The sequence below is a fragment of the Paenarthrobacter sp. CC6 genome, assembly GCF_040560085.1.
In the GTDB taxonomy this organism is placed as follows: domain Bacteria; phylum Actinomycetota; class Actinomycetes; order Actinomycetales; family Micrococcaceae; genus Arthrobacter; species Arthrobacter nicotinovorans.
The window spans coordinates 1-24,717 of sequence record NZ_JARDAN010000004.1; the positions used below are offsets into that span (position 1 = coordinate 1).

21 protein-coding genes and 1 pseudogene are annotated in these 24,717 nt (G+C 59.5%); 17 read left to right on the top strand and 5 right to left on the bottom strand.

Annotation, left to right across the window (positions count from 1 at the left end; all coding sequences use genetic code 11):
- A pseudogene (locus PV760_RS01700) lies at window positions 1-990 on the bottom strand (hypothetical protein); the annotation flags it as partial.
- Between the two features lie 339 nt (window positions 991-1,329).
- Complete coding sequence (locus PV760_RS01705) at window positions 1,330-1,698, bottom strand: VOC family protein (protein WP_354626993.1); 369 nt, start codon at window positions 1,696-1,698, stop codon at window positions 1,330-1,332.
- 63 nt (window positions 1,699-1,761) lie between these two features.
- Between PV760_RS01705 and PV760_RS01710 the strand changes: the two genes are divergently transcribed.
- From PV760_RS01710 to PV760_RS01730, 5 genes are all read left to right on the top strand, one after another.
- The gene (locus PV760_RS01710) at window positions 1,762-2,229 is read left to right on the top strand and encodes a MarR family winged helix-turn-helix transcriptional regulator (protein WP_354626994.1); all 468 of its coding nucleotides are present in this window, start codon (window positions 1,762-1,764) and stop codon (window positions 2,227-2,229) included.
- Complete coding sequence (locus tag PV760_RS01715) at window positions 2,216-2,701, top strand: hypothetical protein (RefSeq protein WP_354626995.1); 486 nt, start codon at window positions 2,216-2,218, stop codon at window positions 2,699-2,701. The genes PV760_RS01710 and PV760_RS01715 overlap by 14 nt, the downstream gene beginning before the upstream one ends.
- A gap of 93 nt (window positions 2,702-2,794) precedes the next feature.
- Window positions 2,795-3,478, top strand: a complete 684-nt coding sequence (locus PV760_RS01720; protein WP_354626996.1) for a hypothetical protein — start codon at window positions 2,795-2,797, stop codon at window positions 3,476-3,478.
- 23 nt (window positions 3,479-3,501) lie between these two features.
- Window positions 3,502-3,978: a hypothetical protein gene (locus PV760_RS01725; protein ID WP_354626997.1), complete on the top strand. Its 477-nt coding sequence runs from the start codon at window positions 3,502-3,504 to the stop codon at window positions 3,976-3,978.
- A 269-nt stretch (window positions 3,979-4,247) separates the two neighbouring features.
- Window positions 4,248-5,651, top strand: coding sequence for a CLIPPER-2 domain-containing protein (locus tag PV760_RS01730; RefSeq protein WP_354626998.1), 1,404 nt, complete (start codon window positions 4,248-4,250; stop codon window positions 5,649-5,651).
- Between the two features lie 410 nt (window positions 5,652-6,061).
- Here the strand turns inward: PV760_RS01730 and PV760_RS01735 are convergent, their stop codons facing one another.
- The 3 genes from PV760_RS01735 to pdhA are packed head-to-tail and all read right to left on the bottom strand — an operon-like array spanning window position 6,062 to window position 9,803.
- Window positions 6,062-7,525, bottom strand: coding sequence for a dihydrolipoamide acetyltransferase family protein (locus PV760_RS01735; protein ID WP_354626999.1), 1,464 nt, complete (start codon window positions 7,523-7,525; stop codon window positions 6,062-6,064).
- Between the two features lie 2 nt (window positions 7,526-7,527).
- A complete protein-coding gene (locus PV760_RS01740; protein ID WP_039242626.1) occupies window positions 7,528-8,613 on the bottom strand; it encodes an alpha-ketoacid dehydrogenase subunit beta in 1,086 nt (361 codons plus the stop codon).
- A complete protein-coding gene (gene pdhA / locus PV760_RS01745; RefSeq protein WP_354627000.1) occupies window positions 8,610-9,803 on the bottom strand; it encodes a pyruvate dehydrogenase (acetyl-transferring) E1 component subunit alpha in 1,194 nt (397 codons plus the stop codon). Before pdhA ends, PV760_RS01740 begins: the two co-directional genes overlap by 4 nt.
- Window positions 9,804-9,974: 171 nt before the next feature.
- Here pdhA and PV760_RS01750 point away from each other — a divergent pair, with 171 nt between their 5' ends.
- From PV760_RS01750 to PV760_RS01805, 12 genes are all read left to right on the top strand, one after another.
- Window positions 9,975-10,439, top strand: coding sequence for an Lrp/AsnC family transcriptional regulator (locus PV760_RS01750; protein WP_018776870.1), 465 nt, complete (start codon window positions 9,975-9,977; stop codon window positions 10,437-10,439).
- Window positions 10,436-10,984, top strand: coding sequence for a YdcF family protein (locus PV760_RS01755; protein ID WP_354627001.1), 549 nt, complete (start codon window positions 10,436-10,438; stop codon window positions 10,982-10,984). Before PV760_RS01750 ends, PV760_RS01755 begins: the two co-directional genes overlap by 4 nt.
- A 97-nt stretch (window positions 10,985-11,081) precedes the next feature.
- The gene (gene wecB, locus PV760_RS01760; RefSeq protein ID WP_354627002.1) at window positions 11,082-12,224 is read left to right on the top strand and encodes a non-hydrolyzing UDP-N-acetylglucosamine 2-epimerase; all 1,143 of its coding nucleotides are present in this window, start codon (window positions 11,082-11,084) and stop codon (window positions 12,222-12,224) included.
- A gap of 279 nt (window positions 12,225-12,503) precedes the next feature.
- On the top strand, window positions 12,504-14,027 hold the full coding sequence (locus PV760_RS01765) for a tyrosine-protein kinase domain-containing protein (RefSeq protein ID WP_354627003.1): 1,524 nt from the start codon (window positions 12,504-12,506) through the stop codon (window positions 14,025-14,027).
- 172 nt (window positions 14,028-14,199) lie between these two features.
- Window positions 14,200-15,396 carry a lipopolysaccharide biosynthesis protein gene (locus PV760_RS01770; protein ID WP_354627004.1) on the top strand — a complete coding sequence of 399 codons (1,197 nt, stop codon included), beginning with the start codon at window positions 14,200-14,202 and terminating at the stop codon, window positions 15,394-15,396.
- Window positions 15,397-16,084: 688 nt separating this feature from the next.
- Complete coding sequence (locus PV760_RS01775) at window positions 16,085-17,221, top strand: glycosyltransferase (RefSeq protein ID WP_354627005.1); 1,137 nt, start codon at window positions 16,085-16,087, stop codon at window positions 17,219-17,221.
- Window positions 17,218-18,363 carry a glycosyltransferase gene (locus PV760_RS01780; protein ID WP_354627006.1) on the top strand — a complete coding sequence of 382 codons (1,146 nt, stop codon included), beginning with the start codon at window positions 17,218-17,220 and terminating at the stop codon, window positions 18,361-18,363. The genes PV760_RS01775 and PV760_RS01780 overlap by 4 nt, the downstream gene beginning before the upstream one ends.
- Before the next feature lie 182 nt (window positions 18,364-18,545).
- Window positions 18,546-19,769, top strand: a complete 1,224-nt coding sequence (locus PV760_RS01785; protein WP_354627007.1) for a glycosyltransferase family 4 protein — start codon at window positions 18,546-18,548, stop codon at window positions 19,767-19,769.
- Window positions 19,770-19,812: 43 nt separating this feature from the next.
- Window positions 19,813-20,841, top strand: coding sequence for a GDP-mannose 4,6-dehydratase (gene gmd / locus PV760_RS01790; RefSeq protein ID WP_354627008.1), 1,029 nt, complete (start codon window positions 19,813-19,815; stop codon window positions 20,839-20,841).
- Window positions 20,841-21,815 (top strand): GDP-L-fucose synthase family protein, encoded by a 975-nt coding sequence (locus tag PV760_RS01795; protein WP_354627009.1) that lies wholly within the window; start codon window positions 20,841-20,843, stop codon window positions 21,813-21,815. The genes gmd and PV760_RS01795 overlap by 1 nt, the downstream gene beginning before the upstream one ends.
- 97 nt (window positions 21,816-21,912) lie before the next feature.
- Window positions 21,913-23,298 carry a sugar transferase gene (locus PV760_RS01800; protein WP_354627010.1) on the top strand — a complete coding sequence of 462 codons (1,386 nt, stop codon included), beginning with the start codon at window positions 21,913-21,915 and terminating at the stop codon, window positions 23,296-23,298.
- Window positions 23,299-23,337: 39 nt separating this feature from the next.
- On the top strand, window positions 23,338-24,651 hold the full coding sequence (locus tag PV760_RS01805; protein WP_354627011.1) for a UDP-glucose dehydrogenase family protein: 1,314 nt from the start codon (window positions 23,338-23,340) through the stop codon (window positions 24,649-24,651).
- Window positions 24,652-24,717: the final 66 nt, after the last annotated feature.

The window sequence follows — 24,717 nt, forward strand, 5'->3', positions numbered from 1 at the left end:
CGAAGGCGACGGAGTCGGCGTCGGCGTCTCAACCGGCTTCGTCTCCGAAGGCGTCGGAGTCGGCGTCGGCGTTACCGGGATCTCGTCCACAGTGACGGTGGCCGATGCGTTGATGACCTTGGAGTCAACGTGGTTGAAGACCGCGAAAACCTGGCAGTCAGTGTCGCCGTTGTGGAACCAGTTGAGGCTGTCATCGGTAGCCGGAACCACGGAGGCGGACAGCTTCAGGGTGCCGGGCTGGTCAACCCTGACACAGAGATCGACGTCAACGGAATCGCCAACGACGGGCTGTGTGTCCACAGTCAGGAGGTTGCCTCGCAGTGTGGCGTCTGTTTCATCCGGGCACAGGGTTACGTTTCCCGTGGAGGCCGAGAGGTTGATGGGAGTACCTGCAACGTTGGTTTTCAGCGTTACCCGCGCTTCGTCGCCGACAGAAAGGGGGCCCTGGGTTGCCGGCGAAATGCCCAGCTCGGGAACGTACGGCACGGCCAGGAAGTCGAGTGTCTCCTCGATATCGTTCGGGCCCAGCTTGCTTTCATCACAGATGGACTGGGCGTATTCCCGCAAGTTGTTGTAATCCGCGACGCACCAGGCCAGCTGCTGAACCCGGTAGCGCGACTCGGAGTCCGTATCAGAGGTGACGAATACGCTTTCGGTTCCGCTGGTGTACTGGAACCCGTTCTGAACGATGTAGGCGAAGGCGCGACGTTGGAAGTCGGTCATGCCAGAGTTCTTGTCAACGTCGTCATGAAGCGGGCGGCCATCGATGCACGACTGCAGTTCCGGGTCCGTGCAGTACATCCAGGCGCTCACTGGACCGCCGTTTGCGGGTCCACCTTCAGCTTCGGTTGCGTACCGCACGCCGCACAGAGGAACAGTGGCATCGCCGCCGCTAGGAGCGACACCGTTGGCGGTGTACAGGGGAACGACGAGCCCGCGGTTGTAGTTGGCGAGGCTGACTCCCTCGACGGTGGTGGACGGGTCGGTCACATGTGCGGTGGTACCCGGGCAAGGTGGAGCCTCAAAGGAGGTGCTTGCAGTTGGGGGTGCCACTGCGGTTGCGGGAGTTGGCATGCCTAACTGCGCAGCAAATACCCCCGCAACCAACAGAGTTGACGCGGCCAAACCCGCGGCGAGACGTTTCAGCATTATTTCCTTCAACTTGAACTAAACGAGAACAAAGGACGGCGGCCCGCGCATCCAGCGCAGGGGGTCCCTCAGCAAGTTCGTGTTTTCAGGCCGCGTTTTGTGATGTCGAGATGCGGAAGAGTGATCAACGTCTCTTATTTGCGGGTGAGCGAACCACCACAGCTCACCCGCATTCTTTGCCTAGGTCCGGTCGTGAAGCGTGACGTGGTATCCGTCGGGGTCGGCAAAGGTGACGGTGCGACCGAACGGCCCGTCGATCGGAGCCGTGATGATTGAGTGGCCGTCACGTGCCAGGGCGTCGTGGATTTCCTGGACATCGGTGGCGTGCAACCAGATAGCGGCGCCGATGCCGGGTTGGTCGACGGATTCCAAATCAGTACCCGGGACGATGCTCCTCAGCGCGAAGGCTATGGGCCTGGTTTCGAAGACGACGGCGTGGGGCGGGCCGGCCTGCGAGCGGATGAGGCCGAGGTAGTTCTCGTAGAACGCCCGCGAGGCGTCCAGATCACGGACTTGGAGGGAGATGAAGTCGGGGCCGGTGACAGGCATGGTGGAACTCCTTAGTTCTATGTCAGTTATCTGACACGCTTCAATGTATGTCAGAATACTGACATGAGTCAACGCGGGATCGACCTCACCACGTCACTGGGCTATCTGCTGAAGGAAGCCTCGAGCGCCCTCCGCGTCGCCATGGAGGCAGCACTTCGGCCGCTCGGGATGACCGTGACCCACTACTCGTGCCTGGAGCTTCTTGCGCAGCGCCCCGGTTTGTCGAACTCCGAACTGGCCCGTGGGGCGTTCGTGACACGGCAATCCATGAATGTCCTGCTCCAAGCACTGGAGCGGGACGGTTACGTGACGCGACCGGCAGAGGCCCGGGTTGGAAAAGTCCTGCCTACGCAGCTCACCCCCCTTGGCCGGCGAAAGCTGGAGAAGGCGACCACTGCGGTCAGGGAGGTTGAGCTCAGGATGCTGGCCGGCATGACAAAACAGGACCAATCAACAGCGCTCAGGATCCTGCGAAGCATGGTCCACTCCCTGCGCGACGACAACCAGGATGCAAACGATGCGGATCATTAGCACCCTCCGGAAAGGTGCCGCAGCCGCCGTCGTTGGTGTCCTGCTGAGCGGTTGCACCACACCTGCCGCACCCTCGCGCCCAATGGCGGCAGCTGAAGCAGCCGTTTCGGAAATCCCCGGCGCGACGTTCCAAGCGGACCGTGCGCGGAACGGTACGACGGCCTACGTCAACGCGACGCTGTCCGTAACGGACGCCTTCGCCGGCGATCCGGCCGCGCTTCTTGACTACTCGCTGGCACAACTGGCCTCCCAGGACGAGGTGGATCGGGGACAGTTCGTGCGCCTGAACTTTGATGGGCCGGGGCAGACGCCGGAGAAAACAAAGACACTACTGGTGTCCTTGAGGATCAATTCGGAGCAATACGGTGGCGGATCCTCGCTGGAGCTCGCCAACCAGGACCTTGACGAGCGATACGGCACCTGGCCCGCGTCCCCGCCGTCGCTTCCGCCGTCGCTCCGCTCAGCGGGCTGACGACACGCATGGGCTGGGGTGCCCATCGCAGCATCGGCCCGGTCCGCCTAGGGTGGAAGGTGCCCGGGAACCTTGGGCACTTTGGGGGAAGACATGCGCAATACAAATTCACGACGGCGGCATCGCCGCCTGCTTTCGGCTACGGCAATCGTTGTGCTCACCGCAGTTACGGCCGGCGGGCTGGCAGGATGCAGGGTTGAAAAGCGGCCGGCGCCGCCGTACCCGACCGTCGAATGGCAGGGGGCTGCTCCCACAGGACCGTTGGAGTCCGACCCGTGGGTACAGGCCACAAGGGACTTCCTCGAAGCAGAAGCCGTGGCCCGCAACATCAACGATTTCTCGATACCTGAGCTCGTCCGAACGGCCGGCAGGGATATGCGGAGCCGTGCAGCGAGACCGGCATTCGACAACGTGAAACAGAGACGGCGCCCGGACATCCTTCCCGGGCCAACGCCGTTCTTGCCCCTCTCTGTGACGCCCAACTTCCGGGGCGACCCGAACCGGGCAGCTGTCAGGGGGTGCAGAGCAACTGCGTGGTCTTCGGAAAAGGGAGAAGTGCCTTCCCAGCTGAAGGGCCACGGCGTCGAGTACCGGATGGAACGGCTGGCTGACGGCACCATGCGGGTGGAATCCTCAGCGAGCGTCCCGGCTTTGGACTGCGCCGATGCCATGCTTCCCGTGTCATTGTTCGCCCCAGCGCCGGAGCCCTCAGACGTCACCGATGTTAAGGACATCGTGATCGCCGAGCGCGCCGACATTGATCCGCCCGGCAAATGAGGGGTCAACGCCCAGGAGCGGGCATGACCGCCATATTGCTCTGCGCAGCGTTGCTCGCCGGATGCACAGTGCCCGGCGACGGTTCAGAGCCCCGGCGCAGTACTTCCATGGCCGAAGCTGACATCGCCAAAACCCCCGGCGTTACTGCGCGCATAGGCAGGGCTTACGACGGCCTAACCCCGTACCTTTCCGTAAACGTGGAACTCTCCGAGGCCTTTGCCGGTGATGAGGCCGCCCTGCTGGACCATGTCATGGCCCAGGTTTGGTTCCAGGACGAGGATGCACCGGAAAAGTACGTCACGCTAAGGGTGAGCGGTCCCGGACGGACAGCAGGGACAACTTCTGCCGCCCTTTCCAGCCTTGGGATCAACTCCATGAAGTACGCCGGCTCGTCGGTCAGCCTGACGGGGGCCGATCTCGTGGCCCGATACGGCGAGTGGCCGGGTGCGGCCCCTATGGTAAATCAAGAGGCGATTCAGGGCACTCCGAGGGCGGGATAAACCCCTGAGAAGTGCCGACGCGCTCTCGTTCTGTGCGGCATGAGACGCACTTGACAGCTAACTCCTATTTGACAATGCTATGGGCCGGGGGGTTTGCACTATCAAAAGGCCCTGGAGGCCTTGGTCCCACGACGTCTATCGACTACTGAAGACGCGTCCTAAAACTATTTGTTGAGGCGCTTCTTCATGCCCCAACGCCACTACTGAGGGGTAAGCAGTTGAACCAACACGTCTCGCTCATGATGGACAGGCCTAACGGGCGTTCCGTCATGTTGCGCACTTTGAAGTCGCTGGCTGCGGTAGCTGCCATCGGTTCTGCCATGATCTTGGCTCCTCTTACTGCGGGCGCAATCCCGTCGGCGGAAGCTGCACCGGAAGCACCACCCGCTTCAGAAGCGGCCGTTGCCGCTGACGCCCCTTCCGCGTCACTGACCCTGAAGACAACAGCTTCCCCCGAGATTGCACAGCGCTTCGATGCCGGCGCGACACTTGCATACTCCTTCGTCGTGACAAACACAGGCGATGTCCCGGTGGAGAACCTGGCTGTAAGCAATAAGGCTTTCAACGGCAGCAACCCACTAACTAACGCCACATGCCCGGTCACACTGCTCGCGCCATCAGCAACGGCGACTTGCGCCGCTTCCTACGTGCTGACCCAGACCGACGTGGACAAGGGCGGAGTCTCCGTCACAGCGCATGCATCCGGGACGCCCGCGGACGCGAACACCTCGGTTGTTTCGCCTGCAGACACATTGCTGGTCACGATACCGCAACTGCCTTCACTGGAACTTATGAAGAGTGCAACTCCAAATGTTGTGACCCATCTAGGGCAGCAGATTTCGTATTTCTTCAAAGTGATCAACACCGGCAACGTGACACTGCGCGACGTTGCAGTGCAAGAGTCCAGCTTTACCGGTTGGGGCGGCCCCCTCAGCATCACTTGTCCTGCGGGTGCAGCGTCTTTGGCACCGGCGGCTGCAGTGACGTGTACGGCGAATTATGTTGTGGTCCCCACCGATATGGACGCCGGGGCTGTGAACGCCAATGCGATCGCATACGGTACCGCACCCGGAGCAGAGACACCCACCGCCTCCGCCGCCTCCGCTTTCCTGGGGGTTGATATCCCTCAACATGTGGTCCTGTCCGTAGTGACCAGCGCTTCACCCGGAAAAGTAGCGAGAGCCGGAGAGGTGATCGCTTACTCCTACCTGGTCACCAACACAGGCAACGTCACCATAGCTGACGCCATGGTCGAAGACTCTGCCTTCACGGGCGCAGGCGCACGCCCCCAAATCACGTGCCCCGTTACTGCATACATGATGGCCCCTGGAGCCTCGGTGACCTGCACGAGCACTTACACCGTAGTCCAGGCCGATGTCGATGCAGGTTCAATCACTAGCCGGGCAACCACCACAGCCCGGGGGCCCGGAATGGAGGTCCCGCGGTCGCCCATTCCCGCAAATGTGCTTGTTGTAGAAACCTCTACCGCAGCCCCTCACCCCGGCAGCGCAGCTGCTTCCGGACCTGGCGTGCCAGCAGCGAAATCCACATCCGAGGCGTTGGCCAACACTGGTTTGACCACTGGCCCGTTCGCCGTTGCTGGACTTCTGACCCTGCTCGTGGGCGCCAGCGTCCGGCTTGCATCCAGGACACGACGACTCCACAGGGTCTGATCCGTACTTGGCTCACGGAATCGGACAACAGCGTGCGCCTTGACGCGACCAACAGAGACCACGAACCCGAAGGCTCATGGTCTCTGTTGCTCGCGCGCGGGATGTGAGCAAGCGTCCGACCCAAACCCTAGGGACGTGAGCAAGCGTCCGACCCAAACCCTAGGGACGTGAGCAAGCGTCCGGCCCAAGGGCGCGGGACGTGAGCAAGCGTCCCGCCCAAACCCTAGGGACGTGAGCAAGCGTCCCGCCCAAGGGCGCGGGACGTGAGCAAGCGTCCCGCCCAAGGGCGCGGGACGTGAGCAAGCGTCCGGCCCAAGGGCGCGGAACGTGAACAAGCGTCCGGCCCAAGGACGCGAAACGTGAACAAGCGTCCGGCCCAAGGGCGGGGGACGTGAGCGAGCGTCGAGGGGTTACATGTCTGCGAGCGCGCCGCCTGGGTTCTCGATCGCGTCGGCCACGTAGCGCAGGAAGCCTGCGGCGGTTTCGCCGTCGCACACGCGGTGGTCGAAGGCCAGGGTCAGTTCGGTGACCTTGCGGACGGCCAGCTCTCCGTTGACCACCCAGGGCTTGTCGATGATGCGGCCGACGCCGAGCATCGCAACTTCCGGATAGTTGATGATCGCGGCCGAGCCGTCCACGCCGAACACACCGTAGTTGTTCAGCGTGAAGGTGCCGGAGCCCAGTTCCGTAGGGGTCGCCTTTCCGTCGCGTGCGACGGCGGTGAGTCGCCGGATCTCTGCGTCCAGTTCGCGGGCGCTCAGCTTGTGAGCGTTGCGCACGGACGGGACCACGAGTCCGCGGTCGGTCTGGGCGGCGAAACCGAGGTTGATTCCATCGAAGCCCACGATTTCCTGGGAGCCGTCGGCTGCGGTTTCAAAGCGCGTGTTCAGGGCCGGGTACTTTTTTAACCCAGCCGTGACAAAACGAGCGATGAAGGCCAGCAGGCCAGGGGTGTCGTGCGGAGCGCGCTTCTTGAGCTCGGCCCGCATCTCCAGGAGCGCGGTTGCGTCCACATCCACCCATACTGTGGCTTCGGGGATCTCCGAGCGGCTCTTCGTCATGTTTGCAGCCACTGCCTTGCGGACTCCACGGACAGGCGTCCGGGCAGACACAGCCAAACCGGTGCGGCCATCAACGGCCCCCGCAACAGCAGAAGCAACAGCAGGAGCCTCAGCAGGAGGCGCAGCAGCAACCGGAGCCTCCGGTGCAGAAATCGCAGCTTCAACGTCCCTGCGCATGATCAGCCCGCTCGCGCCCGAACCCTCAATCGCGTCAAGCGAAACACCGTGATCCCGTGCCATCTTCCGTACCAGCGGCGAGATGACAGCGCTGAGTTTGCCCGGGATGCGCGTCCCGGCCACAGCCGGCTCAAGAACCGGTTCAGCTACTGCAGCCGGCTCAGCCACACGCTCGGCTGCCCGGTCGACGACGGCGACACTCGCCTTGCGCGGGCGCGTCCGGCCGCCGGTCGCTCCCCCGGGCGTGCCGTAGCCGATCAGTACATTCCCGGAGCCGGCCTTTTCCTCGGTCCGGTACGTCTCAGCTGCGGCATCCACGGCGGGCGACGCCTCGATCCCGGAGGACAGGGCAGCAGGAGCCGCGGCAGCGGGCGAACCCGACCCCGCACCAGCACGGGCGATCGAGATCAGCGGCTTGCCGACGTCGAGCGTTTGGCCGGCTTCCCCGTGCAGCTCGGCGACGGTACCGGCGTAAGGCGAGGGCACCTCAACCATGGACTTGGCGGTTTCAACCTCGGCGATGGGCTGGTCGACCACGATCTCGTCACCGACGGCGACGAGCCAGTTCACCAGTTCGGCTTCGGTGAGTCCTTCGCCGAGGTCGGGCAGTTTGAAGACCTGCATATCTGAACTCATGGTTAGTCCTCCCACTGAAGGTCGTCGACGGCGTCGAGGATGCGGTCGACGCTTGGCAGGTAGTAGTGCTCCAGCTTGGGAGACGGGAACGGGACATCGAAACCGGTCACGCGGAGGATCGGCGCGGCCAGGTAATGGAACGCGCGTTCCTGGACGCGGGCCACGATCTCGGAGGAGACAGAAGCGAAGCCGTGGGCTTCGGCGATGACGACGGCGCGTCCCGTCTTGCGTACGGACGCACAGACGGTCTCGTCGTCGAAGGGGACGAGGGTTCGGACGTCGATGACCTCGAGCGAGCGGCCCTCTTCGGCTGCTGCTGCGGCTGCGGCGAGTGCGGTGGGAACGGACGGTCCATAAGCGATGAGCGTGGCGTCCGTGCCGGGACGGGCGACAGCCGCGCGGCCCTCAGTGGAGGTCCCGGCGTCGTGCTCTGCGCGCAGGGCGCCCAGGTCCACCTGGTCCTTGGACCAGTAGAGCTTTTTGGGTTCCATGAACATGACGGGGTCATCGGAGTCGATGGCTTCGCGGAGCATGCGGTAGCCGTCGGCGACGGTGGCCGGGGTGTAAACCTTCAGGCCTGCGGTGTGGGCGTAGTAGGACTCGGAGGAGTCGCAGTGGTGCTCCACTCCCCCGATACCGCCGGCGTAGGGAACACGGATGACCATGGGCATTTTAAGCTTGCCCTTGGTGCGGTTGTGCATCTTGGCGACGTGGCTGACGATCTGTTCGAAGGCCGGGTAGGCGAAGGCGTCGAACTGCATTTCGATGACGGGGCGCATGCCGTTGATGGCCATGCCCACAGCCATGCCGACGATGCCGGATTCTGCGAGCGGGGTGTCGAAGCAGCGCTGTTCGCCGAACTCGGCCATGAGGCCGTCGGTGATGCGGAAGACGCCGCCGAGCATTCCGACGTCCTCGCCGAAGACCAGCACGGAGGAGTCGGCGCGCATGGCGTCGGCCATGGCGGTGTTGAGAGCCTTGGCCATCGTGAGGCTCTGCGGACCGGTTGCCTCGGCGGTGGCCGCAGCGGAAGCGGCGGCGCTGGCGGTAGCGGCGCTGACGTTGGCGGTGGCGGTGGTGACGGTCATTTTGCGCCCTCCTCGCGGGCAAGTTCACTGGCGAGCATGTCTGACTGCTCCTTCAACTGCGGCGTGGGCTTGGCGAAGACGTACTTGAAGAGGTCCAGCGGCTGCACCGGGACGTCCTCGCCCAGGCCTTCGCGGAGCTGGGTGGCGACGGCTTCCGCGTGCTCGGCGATGCGCTCGGACGCGGCGTCGTCCAACAGGCCCTTGTCCGTCAGGTAGGACTTCATGCGGGTCAGCGGGTCCTTGGCCTGCCACTCGGCCACTTCGCTGTCGGGACGGTAGCGGGTGGCGTCGTCGGCGTTGGTGTGGGCCTGCATGCGGTACGTGTGAGCCTCGATCAGCAGCGGGCCGGAACCTTCGCGGGCCAGCTTCACCGCCCGGTCCATCACGGCGAGCAGCGCGACGAGGTCGTTGCCGTCAACGCGCTCACCTGCCATGCCGTAGCCGACAGCCTTGTGGGCCAGCGAGGGCGCCACGGACTGGTGGCTGAGCGGTACGGAGATGGCGTACTTGTTGTTCTGCACGAAGAAGATGACGGGCAGGTGGAAGACAGCGGCGAAGTTCAGTGCCTCGTGGAAGTCGCCTTCGCTGGTGGCGCCGTCGCCGCACATGGCCATCACTACCGTGTTTTCACCGCGCAGCTTGGCGGCATGGGCAACGCCCACGGCGTGCAGCAACTGGGTGGTCAGCGGGGTGCACTGGATGCCGACGTTGTGCTCTTTGGGGTCGTATCCACCGTGCCAGTCGCCGCGGAAGATGGTCATCACCTCTACGGGGTCTACCCCGCGGGTCATGACGGCGACGGCGTCGCGGTAGGTGGGGAACAGCCAGTCACCTTCGCTGAGGCACATGGCAGCTGCCACCTGGCAGGCTTCCTGGCCGTGGCTCGAGGGGTATACGGCCATGCGGCCCTGCCGGACGAGCGCCGAGTTCTGGTCGTTGACGCGGCGTCCGACGACGAGCTGCTCGTAGGCGGCCATCAGTTCAGCGTCGCCGGGCGTGGGGTACTCGTGGCCGGGTTCGGTGCCTTGTTCGTCATGGGGGCGGAGGGTGCCGTCCGGGTTCACCATTTGGATCTGGTGCCGGGCGGGAAGCATGTAGTCCTCAACGCTGATGCCGAATTTTGTCCGAACGTCAGCAGCCTGGTCCTCTACAACCGTTTCCGGCGCAGAGTGGTCTGCGTGGATCGTCATTGGTCCGTCCTTCTCTAGCCACTATGTGCTTCCAGTATGTTCCCCGCTGAAGTTTCGTATCCAGCTTTCCGCTGAATCATGGAAGACCTTGCCTAAACTGGGTATTCTGAAAGACGAATTGCAATTGTGAGCTGGGTTACGCGCCTGTGCTGTAGACGAATTGGAGAGCCTATGAGCGAGGCCGAGGCGGAGCAGACCGCCGTACCGCTGGACAGTGTGGACCGCGACATCATCCGCGAGCTCACCACGGACGGGCGCATGTCCATCACGCAGGTGGCCGAGAACGTGCACATCAGCCGCGCCCACGCGTATTCCCGCATTGCGCGGCTCACTGGCGAGGGCGTGCTGACCAAGTTCACGGCCCTGGTGGATCCGATCAAAGCCGGCCTGCGATCGTCCGCGTATGTGACGTTGAAGGTGCAGCAGCATTCCTGGCGGGAGTTGAAGGAACAGCTGCGGGCCATCCCGGAGATCCACCACATTGCCTTGGTGGGCGGCGACTTCGACGTCATCCTCCTGGTCCGCGCCACCGACAACATCCACCTCCGCCGCGTGATCTTCGATCAGCTGCAGTCCATGGAGGGCATCCTGGATACCCAGACTTTCCTGGTGTTCGAAGACGTTGATACCCGGTGACGTTCCAGCGAAAAGTCACCTGGACGGTTGTTGCTGCCATGCTCGCAGGGCTGTTGTGGCTGATGGCCGCCTACCAGCTCTTCCACAACCCGCCCCACGCCACTCCCCAGCGGACCGACGCGATTGTGGTGTTGGGCGGCATGAGCAGCGAACGCCTTCCAGAGGGCTTGGCTTTGCGGGAGCAGTTGGACATTCCGGACCTGGTGGTGGTCACCACGGGATTGCCCGCCAACGCCGGTTCGGATCAGTTTTGTGAAGCGCACGACGGCGACGCTCACCTTGACTGCTTCCGCCCGGATCCGCTGAACACCAGGGGTGAAGCCGCCCATCTGCGGGACCTTGCCGCGGAGCGCGGCTGGAAGTCGGTGACTGTGGTGACGTCCGACTATCACCTGCTCCGGGCAGGCACATTGATGAAGCAATGCATAGCCGCTGACGTGCACATGGTGGGCACCAAACCGCAGCTCTCCCCCGCCGGTTGGCTGTGGCGGTTCGTGGTCGAAACAGGTGGGCTGTTCGATGTCTGGCTACGCCCTGAATGCTAAGGGTTCTGGTGAATTCTGTTTGCTTATGAACGGCTAGGATTGCACTAGTTTCGGGCGCCTTCGGGCCGGTCTTTTGGGGGAAAACGTGCACACCATCATGCCTATCTTTGGGACCCGGCCGGAAGCCATCAAGATGGCTCCAATTGTCCGTGCACTGATGGAGTCGGAGCTCTTCGAGTGCGTAGTGACGGTCACGGGCCAGCACCGGGAAATGCTGGATCAGGTCAACGAGCTTTTTGGGATCACCCCGGACCACGACCTCAACATTCTTCAGCCGGGCCAGTCCCTCACGGACATCATGACCCGCACCATGAGTGGACTCGACTCCCTGTTTGCTGCTGGAAAGCCGGATGCGGTGATCGTCCAGGGCGACACCACTACCTCCACCGCCGGCGCCATCGCAGCGTTCTATCACGGCATTCCCGTGGTCCACGTGGAGGCCGGCCTCCGCAGCGGGAACCTGCTCTCCCCTTTCCCGGAAGAAGCCAACCGGAAGATCACGAGCCAGATCGCATCCCTGCACCTGGCTCCGACCACTACCAGTCGGGCCAACCTGCTGGCCGAGGGTGTTGCTGCTGCAGACATCGTGGTCACCGGAAATTCAGTGATCGACGCATTGCTGACCACCGTGGACAAGCAAGTGCCGTTCTCTGACCCTGCGTTGGAGTCGCTTGCTGTGAGTGGCCGCCGCATTCTTCTGGTCACCACGCACCGCCGCGAGAACCAAGGCGATGCCATGCGCGGAGTGGGCCGGGCCCTTGCCCGGATCGCCGACGCCGAGCCCGAACTGACGATCGTTCTGCCTGCGCACAAGAACCCCGTGGTCCGTGAAGCCGTGTTACCTGCATTGGAAGGGAAGCCGAACGTTCTGGTCACCGAACCCCTGGCGTACGGGGAGTTCACACGGATGCTCTCCCTTGCCCATATTGTTCTGACCGACTCTGGCGGTGTCCAGGAGGAAGCACCCAGCCTGGGCAAGCCCGTCCTGGTGATGCGCGACAACACAGAGCGCCCCGAGGCCGTTGAAGCCGGGACGGTGGCACTGATCGGCACGGACGAAGAACGGATCGTGGCCGAGGTGAGCCGACTGCTGAACGATGAGTCGCACTTCGAGGCGATGGCGAATGCTGTTAATCCGTATGGGGATGGGTTGGCCTCGGAGCGGACGATTGCTGCGATTGCTGAGCTGTTGGGTGTGGGCAGCCGCGTGGAAGAGTTCGGGATGGAGCGGGTGGGATAATCCTTCGTTCGCCCGACGCCACCAGCAGTAAACATCCCCCGACCTCTGGAGCGCCGGAGGCGGGCTGCTTTGGTCGAAAGGCGTGCATTACATATGCTTGGCGTCAACGTTCTGGGTCTAAAAGAAGGGTCATGTCAACATGCACCGCTTTGAGACAAGCTGCGGAAACCAACAACGTGCTCATGGACGTCTACCGCTACAATTGCCATATTCGCACACACATTGCCGTCTGGTGGCACGCCCGCGGCAGGTCCCAGGGACCAATTCAGGGGGATCGGCTTGGAGATAAACGACTACTTGCGCATTTTGCGTCGCAACTGGATTCTGATAGTTGCAGTCACACTCGCGGGGCTCCTGGTTGGAGCTGGCGCTTCCGTACTCGTGAAGCCAACTTATACTGCCGAGACTCAGCTCTTCGTTGCGATCCAAAACTCAGGATCCGCACAGGAGTTGCAGCAGGGAAACACATTTAGCCAAGCTCGCGTGCAGTCCTACGTAAAGACTGTGACTACTCCCATAGTGCTTCAGCCCGTCATCGACTCGCTTGGACTGCAAACCACAGCCGAACAATTGGGCAGTCGCGTAAAGGCGTCCACGGACCTTAACACGGTCATGATCAACATCGCGGTATCGGACAATTCCCCTGTTCAAGCTGCAGCCCTTGCCCAAGCAGTGGCCGACAGTTTGGTAAAGGCCGTTGATCAGCTTGAACGACCAAAATCTGGTGGGACATCTCCAGTCGGTTTGTCGGTCATAACGCCCGCGTCAGTACCTACATCTCCTTCGGCACCTAATACCAAGCTCAACCTGATTGTCGGCCTACTGGCTGGGCTGGCTCTCGGCCTGGGTGCCGCCGTGCTGCGAGCTACGTCCGACAGCCGCATTCGTGGTGAAGCGGACCTCAAAGCGACCACAACCCTCCCTCTATTGGGAGGTATTGCTTTTCACAAGGACGCGCAGGCGTCTCCACTTCTGACTCAGGAGTCATCGCAGAGCCAGCGAGCCGAGTCATTTCGACAGCTACGAACGAACCTGCAGTTCGCCAACGTCTCTGGCCAAGCCAAAGTTATCCTTGTCACCTCCTCTCTACCTGGCGAAGGAAAGAGCACGACTGCAACCAATTTGGCTATCTCCTTAGCAGAGACAGGCCAGTCCGTTTGCCTCGTAGACGCAGACCTCAGGCGTCCAATGGTCAGCGAATACATGGGACTCGAACGCGGAGCTGGCCTCACGACGGCTCTCGTCGGTCAGGCTCATATCAGCGACCTACTTCAGCCCTGGGGGGACGGAGGGCTGTACGTTCTAGCCTCCGGTCAAATTCCTCCCAACCCTAGTGAGTTGCTGGGATCGAACGAGATGGGACGCCTCTTGGCTGGACTCAGCGAAATGTTCGACACTGTGATTATTGACGCTCCTCCGCTGCTGCCCGTCACGGATGCTGCCGTCCTCGCCCAACACGTCAGCGGAGTTGTCCTCGTCGTCGGATGCGGCCGGACCCGACAACAGGAACTTACTAAGTCTCTGGCCGCCCTTGAATTGGTAGACGCAAAGGTTCTCGGATTCGTACTCAACAGGATGCCAGTCAAGGGGCCGGACGCTTATGCGTACGGCGGCTACAACTACGCATCGAAGTCCAACGCTAGTGACAGCAACCCTAAGAACCTGCGGACACATGGCGCTTCAGACTCAAGTTCCATTTCAGACGTCCCGGAAAACCAGCGATCAGACGCCTCCGAGTTTGACGAACTTATCCTGCGATCGTCCGCGGGTAGAGATTCGCGCCGGTGGATCAACAAGTCCTGAACATCGTAGGTTGAAAGTAACACTGGGAGAGCCTGAAGACGCCCCTCCCCCGCTTAAACCACAGCATGTCCGCCACGTGTCTTGATTAGCGCAATATGATCCCCATGGCTGCGCATTCGTTCTCCCGGCCATGAGATCCGCTCTGACCACCCATAAGAAGGACCTGATAGAGATGCGCAGCGGATTCGCACGCCAAGTTTCCTGGCTGGCTTTGGGCAGGATTTTCGCTTCAGTGGTCCAAGCGTCGGGCCTTGTCCTGTTGGCAAGAAGCTCGTCCCCTGACACCGTGGGCGTCGTCATGGTATTCATCGCATTTGCCTCAGTTCCTCAGGTCGTTTTCGATGCTGGACTATCGACATATGTAATCCGCGAGCGAGCCCTCCACAAAAGAAGTCCAAGCATTCCGTTGGCACTGTCATATGGAACCCGACTTGCGCTAACTCTCGGCATACTAACCTTGGTGTCACTTATTCTTTTGGGATGGTTTGCCAATTCCACCTACTTCTTAATGCTGCCTTTATGTATCTGGATAGCTGCAGAACGAAATGCTGACCTCTGGCTAGGCCTATTGGTCGCGGACGGCGACGCGGAGCGGAATGTACTCATACTCGTCGCACGTAGACTGCTGACGGTGCTGATTTTCGAGCTGGCTGTTCTGTTGTCGGTCGACCCAATTCTGGGATTCTCCATGGGCATGATGTTTTCGGCACTTCTTGGGGTCGTAGTCACGAGACGGCAGATAATTCCCAGCCTTGGATTCCCGGAAGCAATCGGGTTTCGGGAACTCATGCGTCGGACACGCCACTTTTGGATGAATTCAGTATTCGCGCAGGCTCGCAACCTTGACGCGATATTGGTCTCGAGCTTCGCCGGCCCGGTCCAGGCCGGCTTCTACTCGATGGGCACTCGCCTGATCAACCCGCTGCGCATACTTCCAGACTCTCTGGCAGGGGTAATGCTCCCCGCGGCCTCCCGCGGTACCTATCGGCCAACCGAGTTCCGAAAAAAAGTCATCGTAGTAATAGGTGGAATATCCGCCCTGTTTGTGCTCATCGCTCTTTCATGCCCAATAGCGATACCCATTTTTCTTGGAGCTGCCTACGAAGGCATGGTACCCGCGACGCAAATTATTGTCGTGGGCCTTGCGTTCGGATCAGTGGCCTCAATCCTCAATGCCCTTCTTATGGCAAGGGGCCATGAGCATGCCGTAGCTGTGACCACTGGACTGACCACAGGTCTCTGCATTGTCGGCGTCGTAATCGGCGCATCTAGCGCTCAGTCTTTTGGAGCCGCTGTCGGCGCAGCAGTATCCTTTGTGATACAGGCCGCGATTGTTGTGACTCTCGGACGTCGCTATCGACTTATATAACCTAGATGGCAGGATAGTGATGACAACCAACATCCTCGGTTACAGGAACGTGTCCTGTTGAGCCAGCACCGATGCGCCTGGAATCGCTAGACGCCAGCGCTAGTGACAACATTCAACGACTCAGATGGGCATTGCTCGTGACATCTACCCCACGCAATCTGGCCGGTTTCACAGGCGCCGGATACGATAAAGGCAGACCTAAAATCATCCAAGCCCTTTGGATTTTAGTCTCTACACTTGTCTGTGACCGCATCTGGTGCCCACCTCAACTACGAGTGGCAATTCTCAGGACTTTTGGTGCCTCAATTGGAAACAATGTTCTGATAAGGCACGGCGTGCGAATTCATTGGCCGTGGAAGTTAACTATCGCGGACAATGTGTGGATTGGCGTCGATGCTTGGCTTTTGAACCTGGAGAAGATCACCATCGGCTCCGATGTCTGCATCTCTCAGGGCGCGTTCCTGTGCACGGGAAGTCATGACCAAAACTCTCCGACGTTTGAATTCGACAACGCAGAAATCGTCATTGCAGATGGCGTCTGGATCGCAGCGCGAGCGACCGTCCTAAGGGGCGTGAACGTTGGTGCTAACGCTGTCGTGGGCGCCATGGCGCTTGTTCACAAAGATGTCCCAGAGAACGCACGCGTGTTTGCTGCGCCTTCAACAATAGCGACAAGGCGGTCAGCGTCGTGAAGATACTGCAGCTATGTACCCTGGTCACGCCCGATGCTGCCTACGGTGGGCCTGTACGGGTTGCCGTCAATCAATCAAGAGCCCTCATGGAAGCGGGCCACGAAGTCACATTGCTCGCTGGAGCAAGCGGCTTTGGAAAGACCTTGCCGGCAGAATACGACGGCGTGCCCGTGAAGCTGTTCCATGCTCGTCAGGCAATCCCCAAAACCGGCTTTGCAGGGCTCATCTCGCCAGGACTGTCGTCGTATCTAAATAGAAACGCAAAGCCCGACGTGGCGCACATTCACCTTGCGCGCGATCTCATTACTCTACCGGCCGCGACGTGGGCCCGTTTAAGAAAAATTCCCTACGTCCTCCAGACGCACGGAATGATCGACGCTTCACGACACCCACTCTCGATGCCGTTGGACGCGATCCTGACGCGTCCTTCCCTGGCTGGAGCGGACACAGTTTTTTACCTTACTGAAGTTGAGAAGGCGGGATTGGGCGAGGTATCGCGAAATAGGATCCGTCTTAAGAAGCTCGAGAATGGCGTCCCTCTTCCGTCGATTCCGTTGCAGTCCTCGGGCGCGGTCGAGGTCCTATACTTGGCCCGCTTGCACCCCAGAAAGCGCCCACTGTCTTTTGTGGCGATGGCGAACACCTTGGCAGGCAAGTATCCAAATGCCACGTTCAGACTTGTCGGTCCAGATGAGGGTGAAGGGAAGGCCTGCGCCTCAGCTATTCAAGCTGCTGAGCGCGGCGAGGCTTTGTTATGGGAAGGGGCGATAGCTCCCGAACTCGCGCTGTATCGAATTTCAAGGGCCGGTGTGTATGTACTGCCCTCCGTCAACGAGCCGTTCCCAATGTCCGTGTTGGAAGCAATGTCACTGGGAAAGCCGGTCGTCATAACCGATAGTTGCGGGCTGGCAGATGCCGTGCGCGAGAATGAAGCTGGCCTGGTCGTAGGCGAGTCCCAGGAAGCGCTCAACGCGGCCGTCGAGTCCATCCTGGCTGATGATAGACGTCGTTTACGAATGGGCGCGAATGCCTATCGACTGGCTCACGAGAAGTTCGGCATGACGCCCGTCCTGAATGACCTGATTAGAACCTACGAAGAGGCTCTTCGTACAAGAAGTTTGGATAACGCATGAGCGTCGCCACCTATAAGTTATTGATTGTTCAACCGTATGTTCCAACCTACAGACTTGCTTTCTTCGAAAAGCTCATTGACTCTCTTGAGCTACACGGAATCGATTGCAGAGTGGCTGCGTCAGAACCGGACAGCGAGCAGAGCAAGAGGGGTGACGCCACGAACCCGAGCTGGGTCATTCCTGTGCAACAGAAGCGTCTGAGAATTGGGAACCGAAGCATAAATCTCGGCGGGTCGCGTAAGGCATGGAAGTCTGCGGACGCCGTCATTGTCGGTTTGGTTGGTTCTTCCCTCGACACGTACCTCGCGTTGCTGGACAGCAAGACTCGAAGTCTCAAAGTTGGCCTCTGGGGCCACGTGAAGCCTTATGTAAGTCCTGGGAATAGCCTTGATCTCTGGCTTGAGAAGTGGCAGATGAGGCTTGCCGACGAGGTGTTTGCCTACACGACCGGAGGGCATGACTTTGCAGCCGTACACGGTATCGAAGTTGGCAAGATCACCACTGTCATGAATGCTGTAGATACAAGCGCATTGCAAGATGCGGTGTCCTCAACTTCGGAAGAAGAAGTGACCGCCTTTCGTTTATTGCACAACATCGATCCGGATAAGACTCTCGCATTTGTCGGTGGGCTGGACTCGAGCAAACGCATCGAATTTTTAGCGGCATCGTTGGACAACATTTGGGCTGAAGATCCATCGCTGAAGGTTCTCATTGGAGGTCGCGGACCAGATTTACATCACCTATCCGCCGCCGTTGCGAGGGGTCAAGCGATTGAACTCGGATACGTCGCTGCCAAGCAAATGGCCCTACTAGCACGCAACGTAAGAGGAATTGTTATGCCAGGGCGAATTGGCTTAGTAGCCGTAGATGCGCTCGTCTTGGGTCTCCCAGTGATCACGACAGATTGGCCGTTTCACGCCCCGGAGTCCGAGTACCTCAGCGAGGGAACTACACGCGTGACCAGCCAAAATTCGCCAGAGGCTTTCGCGGACGCAGTGCTCAAATTCGTGTCACAACCGCTTGTCGCCCGCACCGAAGCGAACTGGTTCCCGACGATCGATGAAATGGTTGCAAACTTCACATCCGGCGTCCTTCGCATGCTTCAGATAGACACCGGAGCTGAGAACCCGCGAACTCTGTAGCATAGCTTTGCTGTCGGAACGCCGACACTGGCAGGTTTGTAGCCAATGAGTCACAACTTGTTAATGCAGTGGTGCCGTGTTGTCAAAAATCCGCCCACTTCCGGCCCAGAAAACGATGACCTGTTTACACATCTGTGACAAAGACGGCATATCCTATGACTGTGAACAAACCCAGGCTCCGAGTGACGATCATCGGGCTCAACTACGCGCCTGAACCTACAGGCAACGCGCCGTATACGACGAGCTTGGCTGAGGGGCTGGCCGCTTCCGGACACGACGTCACCGTGGTCACCGGCTATCCACATTATCCGATGTGGCGCCGGAGCCCTGAATACACGGGCTGGGTGCGATCGGAACTCATAAACGGCGTCCGCGTAAAGAGGCTACGTCACTACGTCCCTACTAAGCCAACTATCATCAATCGAATGCACATGGAGCTAAGTTTTGGCTTACGTGTGATGTTCGCTCGATGGGGGAAGCCTGATGCTGTCCTCGTTGTGAGTCCAGCGCTCTTCTCAAGCGGCATGGCCATCGCCCGAACTAAGTTGAGGCCCAACAGACCTGCGGTCGGCCTTTGGGTGCAAGACATTTACAGCAGAGGCATAGTCGAGACTCGAGCAGGTGGAAGTTTGGCCGCCAAAGCAATGAGCGCTTTTGAATCGGCGATCTTGCAAGGTGCCGATGGAGTTGCAGCCATCCACGACCGATTCAAGAGCTTCCTTGTTGATTCACTCGCTGTTGCGCCAGAACGCGTGAAGGTGATCAGGAACTGGACCCATCTCCCGGCTTCCCCTACCAGTGGACAGCAGGAGATGCGGCAGAGACTCGCCTGGAAGCCCGAGGACATCATTGTGCTGCACGCCGGCAATATGGGGATGAAACAAGGACTGGAAAACATTGTTGATGCCGCGCGGATCGCTGAAGAATCAAATAGCAGGCTCAGGTTCGTCCTCATGGGCGACGGGAATCAGCGGCGAAAACTCGAAGAAATGGCCACCGGCTTGCATCGAATCGACTTCCTCGACCCCCTACCAGGTGATGAGTTCCAGATAGCGCTTTCGGCGGCTGACTTTCTGCTCGTCAACGAACTCCCGGGAGTAAAGGACATGGCCGTGCCAAGCAAACTGACGTCCTATTTCAACGCCGGGGTACCAGTCGTCGCGGCAACGGACGACGGCAGCGTCACGGCTGCCGAAATCGCCGCCTCCGGGGGTGGCCTCAGAGTGGACGCTGCATGCCCGGACAAATTGGTTAGGGAACTCGAACGGCTCTCTCAGCAAACTCAAGAAAAACTCGACATGGCTGCCAACGGCCTGAGGTTTCGTCAAGTCACATTGTCCGAAGACACGGCAATCGCCCACTATGATGAGTTCCTGTCGAGCATCGTGTCGGCACGGAGCCGCTAGGCCCGCCCTACTTCAACGCACTAATTCTCTAATGGGGGGATCCATGGTAAAGCGCGCGCTAATCACCGGAATTACTGGTCAGGACGGGTCGTACCTGGCCGAGCTTCTTCTTAAGAAGGGTTATGAAGTCCACGGTCTCATTCGTCGGGCATCGACGTTCAACACGGCTCGAGTAGATCATCTCTATGTTGATCCGCACGACCCCAGCGCAAAACTCTTCTTGCACTACGGTGATCTAAGTGATGGTGCCCGTTTGGTTACCTTGATCGCAGAGATCCGGCCGGACGAGGTCTACAACCTAGCAGCTCAGTCTCACGTTCGAGTTTCATTCGATGAGCCAGAGCACACGGGCGACACCACAGGTATCGGCTCCATTCGCTTGCTTGAAGCCGTGCGCATGTCAGGCATCGAGACGAGGTTCTATCAGGCATCATCTTCCGAGATGTTCGGCGCAACCCCGCCTCCGCAGAATGAGGAAACGCCTTTCTACCCGCGTTCACCCTACGGTGCTGCAAAGGTCTACAGCTACTGGGTAACCAAAAACTACCGCGAGGCCTACGGCATGTTTGCGGTCAACGGAATCTTGTTCAACCACGAGTCTCCCCGCCGCGGCGAAACCTTCGTTACTCGCAAAATCACACGCGCCGTGGCTGCTATCAAAGCTGGAAAGCAAGATCTGCTGTATATGGGTAACCTTGACGCCGTCCGCGACTGGGGATATGCCGCTGAGTACGTAGAAGGTATGTGGCGGATGCTTCAAGTGGATGACCCTGACGACTTCGTCCTGGCGACAGGCGGAAACTACACAGTCCGTGATTTCCTGCAGATTGCCTTCGAACACGCAGGGTTGAATTGGGAGGAACACGTCCGGTTCGACGAGCGTTACCTTCGTCCTACCGAAGTAGATGCCCTGGTGGGTGACGCCTCGAAGGCTCATGAGAAGCTGGGCTGGAAGGCCACAGTCGAAACACCTGAATTGGCTCGGATCATGGTGGATGCTGATATTGAAGCCCTCAAGCACGCGGGCAACCACTGGATTGACACTGTCGACCTTGAGAGTTGGAAGAACTAATGACCGACTCCGTAGAGTTTCAGCCTGGTGCTCTGGATCGGGAGGCAAGTTTCTACGTCGCGGGTCACCGTGGTCTCGTAGGGTCGGCAATCTGGCGAAAGCTTCAGTCAGAAGGCTTCGAACGTCTGCTAGGGAGAACTTCTTCCGAGCTTGACCTCAAAAACCGGGAAGAAGTGTTTGCGTTCTTCGCAAAACACAAACCTCGCTACGTGGCGCTGGCCGCAGCAAAAGTCGGCGGTATTCTGGCCAACAGTACCTACCCTGTCGACTTCCTCAGCGATAATCTGCGAATTCAAGTAAACGTGCTCGATGCCGCGCGGGAACATGGAACAGAGCGGCTGCTCTTCTTGGGATCATCTTGCATCTATCCAAAGTTTGCCGATCAACCGATCCGTGAAGATTCACTTCTAACGGGGCACTTGGAGCCGACCAACGATGCATATGCAATAGCAAAGATCGCAGGAATCATGCACGTTCAGGCAATCCGCCGGCAATACGGCTTGCCATGGATATCTGCCATGCCCACCAACCTATACGGACCAGAAGACAACTTCTCTCCCAATGGGTCACATGTTCTCCCGGCACTCATTCGTCGCTACGATGAGGCTGTCGCCAATGGCATACCCAGCGTCACAAACTGGGGCTCCGGTTCACCTCGTCGTGAATTCATGCACGTTGACGACATGGCGTCCGCCTGCCTTCATCTGATGGAAAACTACGATGGCCCTGAGCAAGTCAACGTTGGAACCGGATCCGACGTGACGATCAAGGAACTCGCCGAAATTGTCGCCGACGCAGTCAGTTACAAGGGCGATATTGAATGGGATACCTCCAAGCCGGACGGAACTCCTCAGAAGCTCCTCGACGTGTCCAATCTTGCCAAAGCGGGATGGAAGGCATCCATCGAACTCGAAGAGGGCATCCAATCCACTGTGGCTTGGTACCGTTCAAAGCACGGGCAAGTCCGCAGCTAAACGTCGCTGGGTTTATGACTCCGGATACCGAAAGTGGGGGGACTCTTTGAGTCGCGACAAAGCATGGCAAGTACGGGCGTCCAGGAGGCTCAGGGTCGTGGACGCTTTCGTCATTGTGTGGGCTGTCGTTGGCGCGTATGTTATTCGCTTCGGCGTCGAACCTGACTTTGTGATTTCGGGGCAGGAGCCGAACTACGTCTGGGTTTCCATTGCCCTTGCTGTCGTTTGGTGGTTCATGCTGGGTGCGTGGAACAGCCGACAAAGTCGCATTTTAGGCGCCGGACCTGACGAGTATAAGCGTGTAGCTGCAGCCTCACTTTGGCTCTTTGGCCTCGTCGCAATCATTTCCTATTCACTGAGAATTGAGACTGCTCGGGGTTATGTAGGGATAGCCTTACCTGTTGGTTTGGTAGGTCTGCTTCTTGCTCGGTGGCTGCTACGCCAGCATCTCAGCGTGGCGAGGCAAAAAGGTCACAGCATGTCCCGGCTTCTTCTCGTGGGGGGCCCGAGCGCGGTAGCCCACTTGGCGTCTTCGCTGCACCGGGCAAAACATTCCGGTTATCTACCCGTTGCCGCCTACACTCCTGGCGTCGTTGACACTCCAAGCATCGAACAGGAGTCAGGGCTACCGATTCTCGGTTACCAACCGGACACTGGGTCAGTTTTAGCCGCAATAGATCGATGCAATGCCGACGCTGTTGCGGTCTCGGCTGGGGTTCAGCTCCATCCACAAACCATTCGTCATCTTGGCTGGGAATTGGCAGCCCGCAACATCGGCCTCATCATGGCGCCGGCACTTACGGATATTGCGGGACCTCGAATCCATACACAACAGGTAGCGGGGTTACCCCTAATCCATGTGACGACGCCCACACTCGAAGGCGGACAACGTGTTGCAAAACGGCTTTTCGACATATGCGTATCTGGGATTCTGCTTGTTCTCGCGGCCGCGCCAATGCTTGTGCTTGCAGCGCTGGTGAAGATTGACAGCAAGGGACCTGTGTTGTTCAGACAGGACCGCGTAGGCATCGAAGGCAAGCACTTTCAGATGCTGAAGTTCCGGTCAATGGATGTTGACGCTGAAGCTCGCCTAGCCGAACTGCAACAGCGAAACGAGGGCAACGGATTGCTATTCAAGATCAAAGATGATCCCCGCATAACGCGCGTCGGCGGCGTCCTTCGCAAATACAGCTTGGACGAATTACCCCAGTTGTTCAATATCTTGGCTGGTTCGATGAGTCTAGTCGGCCCACGTCCCCCCTTGCCGCGAGAAGTAGAGGCTTATGAGAACGACGTCCGGCGACGCCTGCTGGTCAAGCCTGGTCTTACCGGCCTTTGGCAGGTTAGTGGGCGCTCCAACCTCTCTTGGCAGGATTCCGTCCGGCTGGACCTCTACTACGTCGAAAACTGGTCACTGGCAGGCGACTTGGTCATCATTCTCCGCACAGTCCGTGCTGTTTTTCGCAGCACTGGCGCTTACTAGCCCACGATCACGCAGATAACTGCGGAAGGAATCAACTACATGCGTATATCTGTTATTGGCTGCGGCTACTTGGGTGCCGTTCACGCAGCATGCATGGCGAAGCTTGGTCATGAAGTGGTCGGGATTGACGTAGACGCGAACAAGATCTCCGACCTGGCGAATGCCAGAGCCCCCTTCTATGAGCCCGGTTTGGAGACACTCCTTGAAGAGGTACAGGCAACCGGCCGTCTCACATTTTCGACTGACATGGCGGCGGCTGCAGGTTCCGACGTTCACTTCGTGTGCGTCGGAACTCCCCAAAAGAAGGGGGAAAACGGTGCGGACATGACCTACGTGGACGCAGCTGTAGTTGGCTTGTTACCCCATCTCGCTCCGGGTGATGTTGTTGTCGGAAAATCTACAGTTCCCGTAGGTACTGCTGCTCGGCTCGCCTCTGTCATAAAGGAGCAGGAACCCAAAGCACAGCTTGTATGGAATCCAGAGTTCTTGCGCGAAGGTCATGCAGTAAGCGATACTCTCCGTCCGGATCGGCTCGTTTACGGCATCAGCGACGGTTCGGAAGAGAACTCTGCAGTGTCCATCCTCGATGAGGTCTACTCGATTCCTCTTGCAAATGGGACACCAAGACTCGTTACAGATCTTCCCACCGCAGAGCTCGTTAAAACTGCGGCTAATTCCTTTTTGGCCACGAAAATTTCTTTCATCAACGCTATGGCTGAGCTCTGCGACGCCGCAGGCGCAGACGTCACGAGGCTTGCGGACGCCATAGGTCTTGACGATCGCATCGGCCGCAAATTCCTAAATGCAGGGATAGGATTTGGAGGCGGCTGCCTGCCGAAGGACATACGTGCCTTCATGGCAAGGGCCGGTGAGTTGGGTGCAGATCAAGCACTCACCTTTCTCCGCGAAGTGGATGCAATCAACATGCGCCGTCGCTCGAGGGTTGTGGAACTAACTCGCGAGCTGTGCGGCGACGGCCTGCTTGGAAAGCGGATCACCGTGCTAGGCGCGGCATTCAAGCCAGAGAGCGACGATGTTCGAGACTCCCCGGCGCTCAGTATTGCCGCCCAGCTTCAACTGCAGGGAGCAGTTGTCACTGTGTCTGATCCCAAAGCCCTAGAGAACGCGGAGCGTCGTTTCCCTGAACTGCACTATGTTCTCGACACAGAATCAGCTCTCGAAGCAGCTGATGCGGTGTTGCTCCTCACGGAATGGCAGGAGTATCGGGACCTCGATCCCTATCTGTTGAAGTCGATTGTCGCAATACCGCGCATCCTGGACGGGCGTAACGTTCTCGATGCCGCCAAGTGGCGTGCTGCGGGATGGCAATACCGCGGCCTGGGCCGGCCATAGCCATGGGACGCACCCAGATCAGCAGGAGTCGGAACCGGCGACGCGCCCTACGGGTGGCCCTATGGA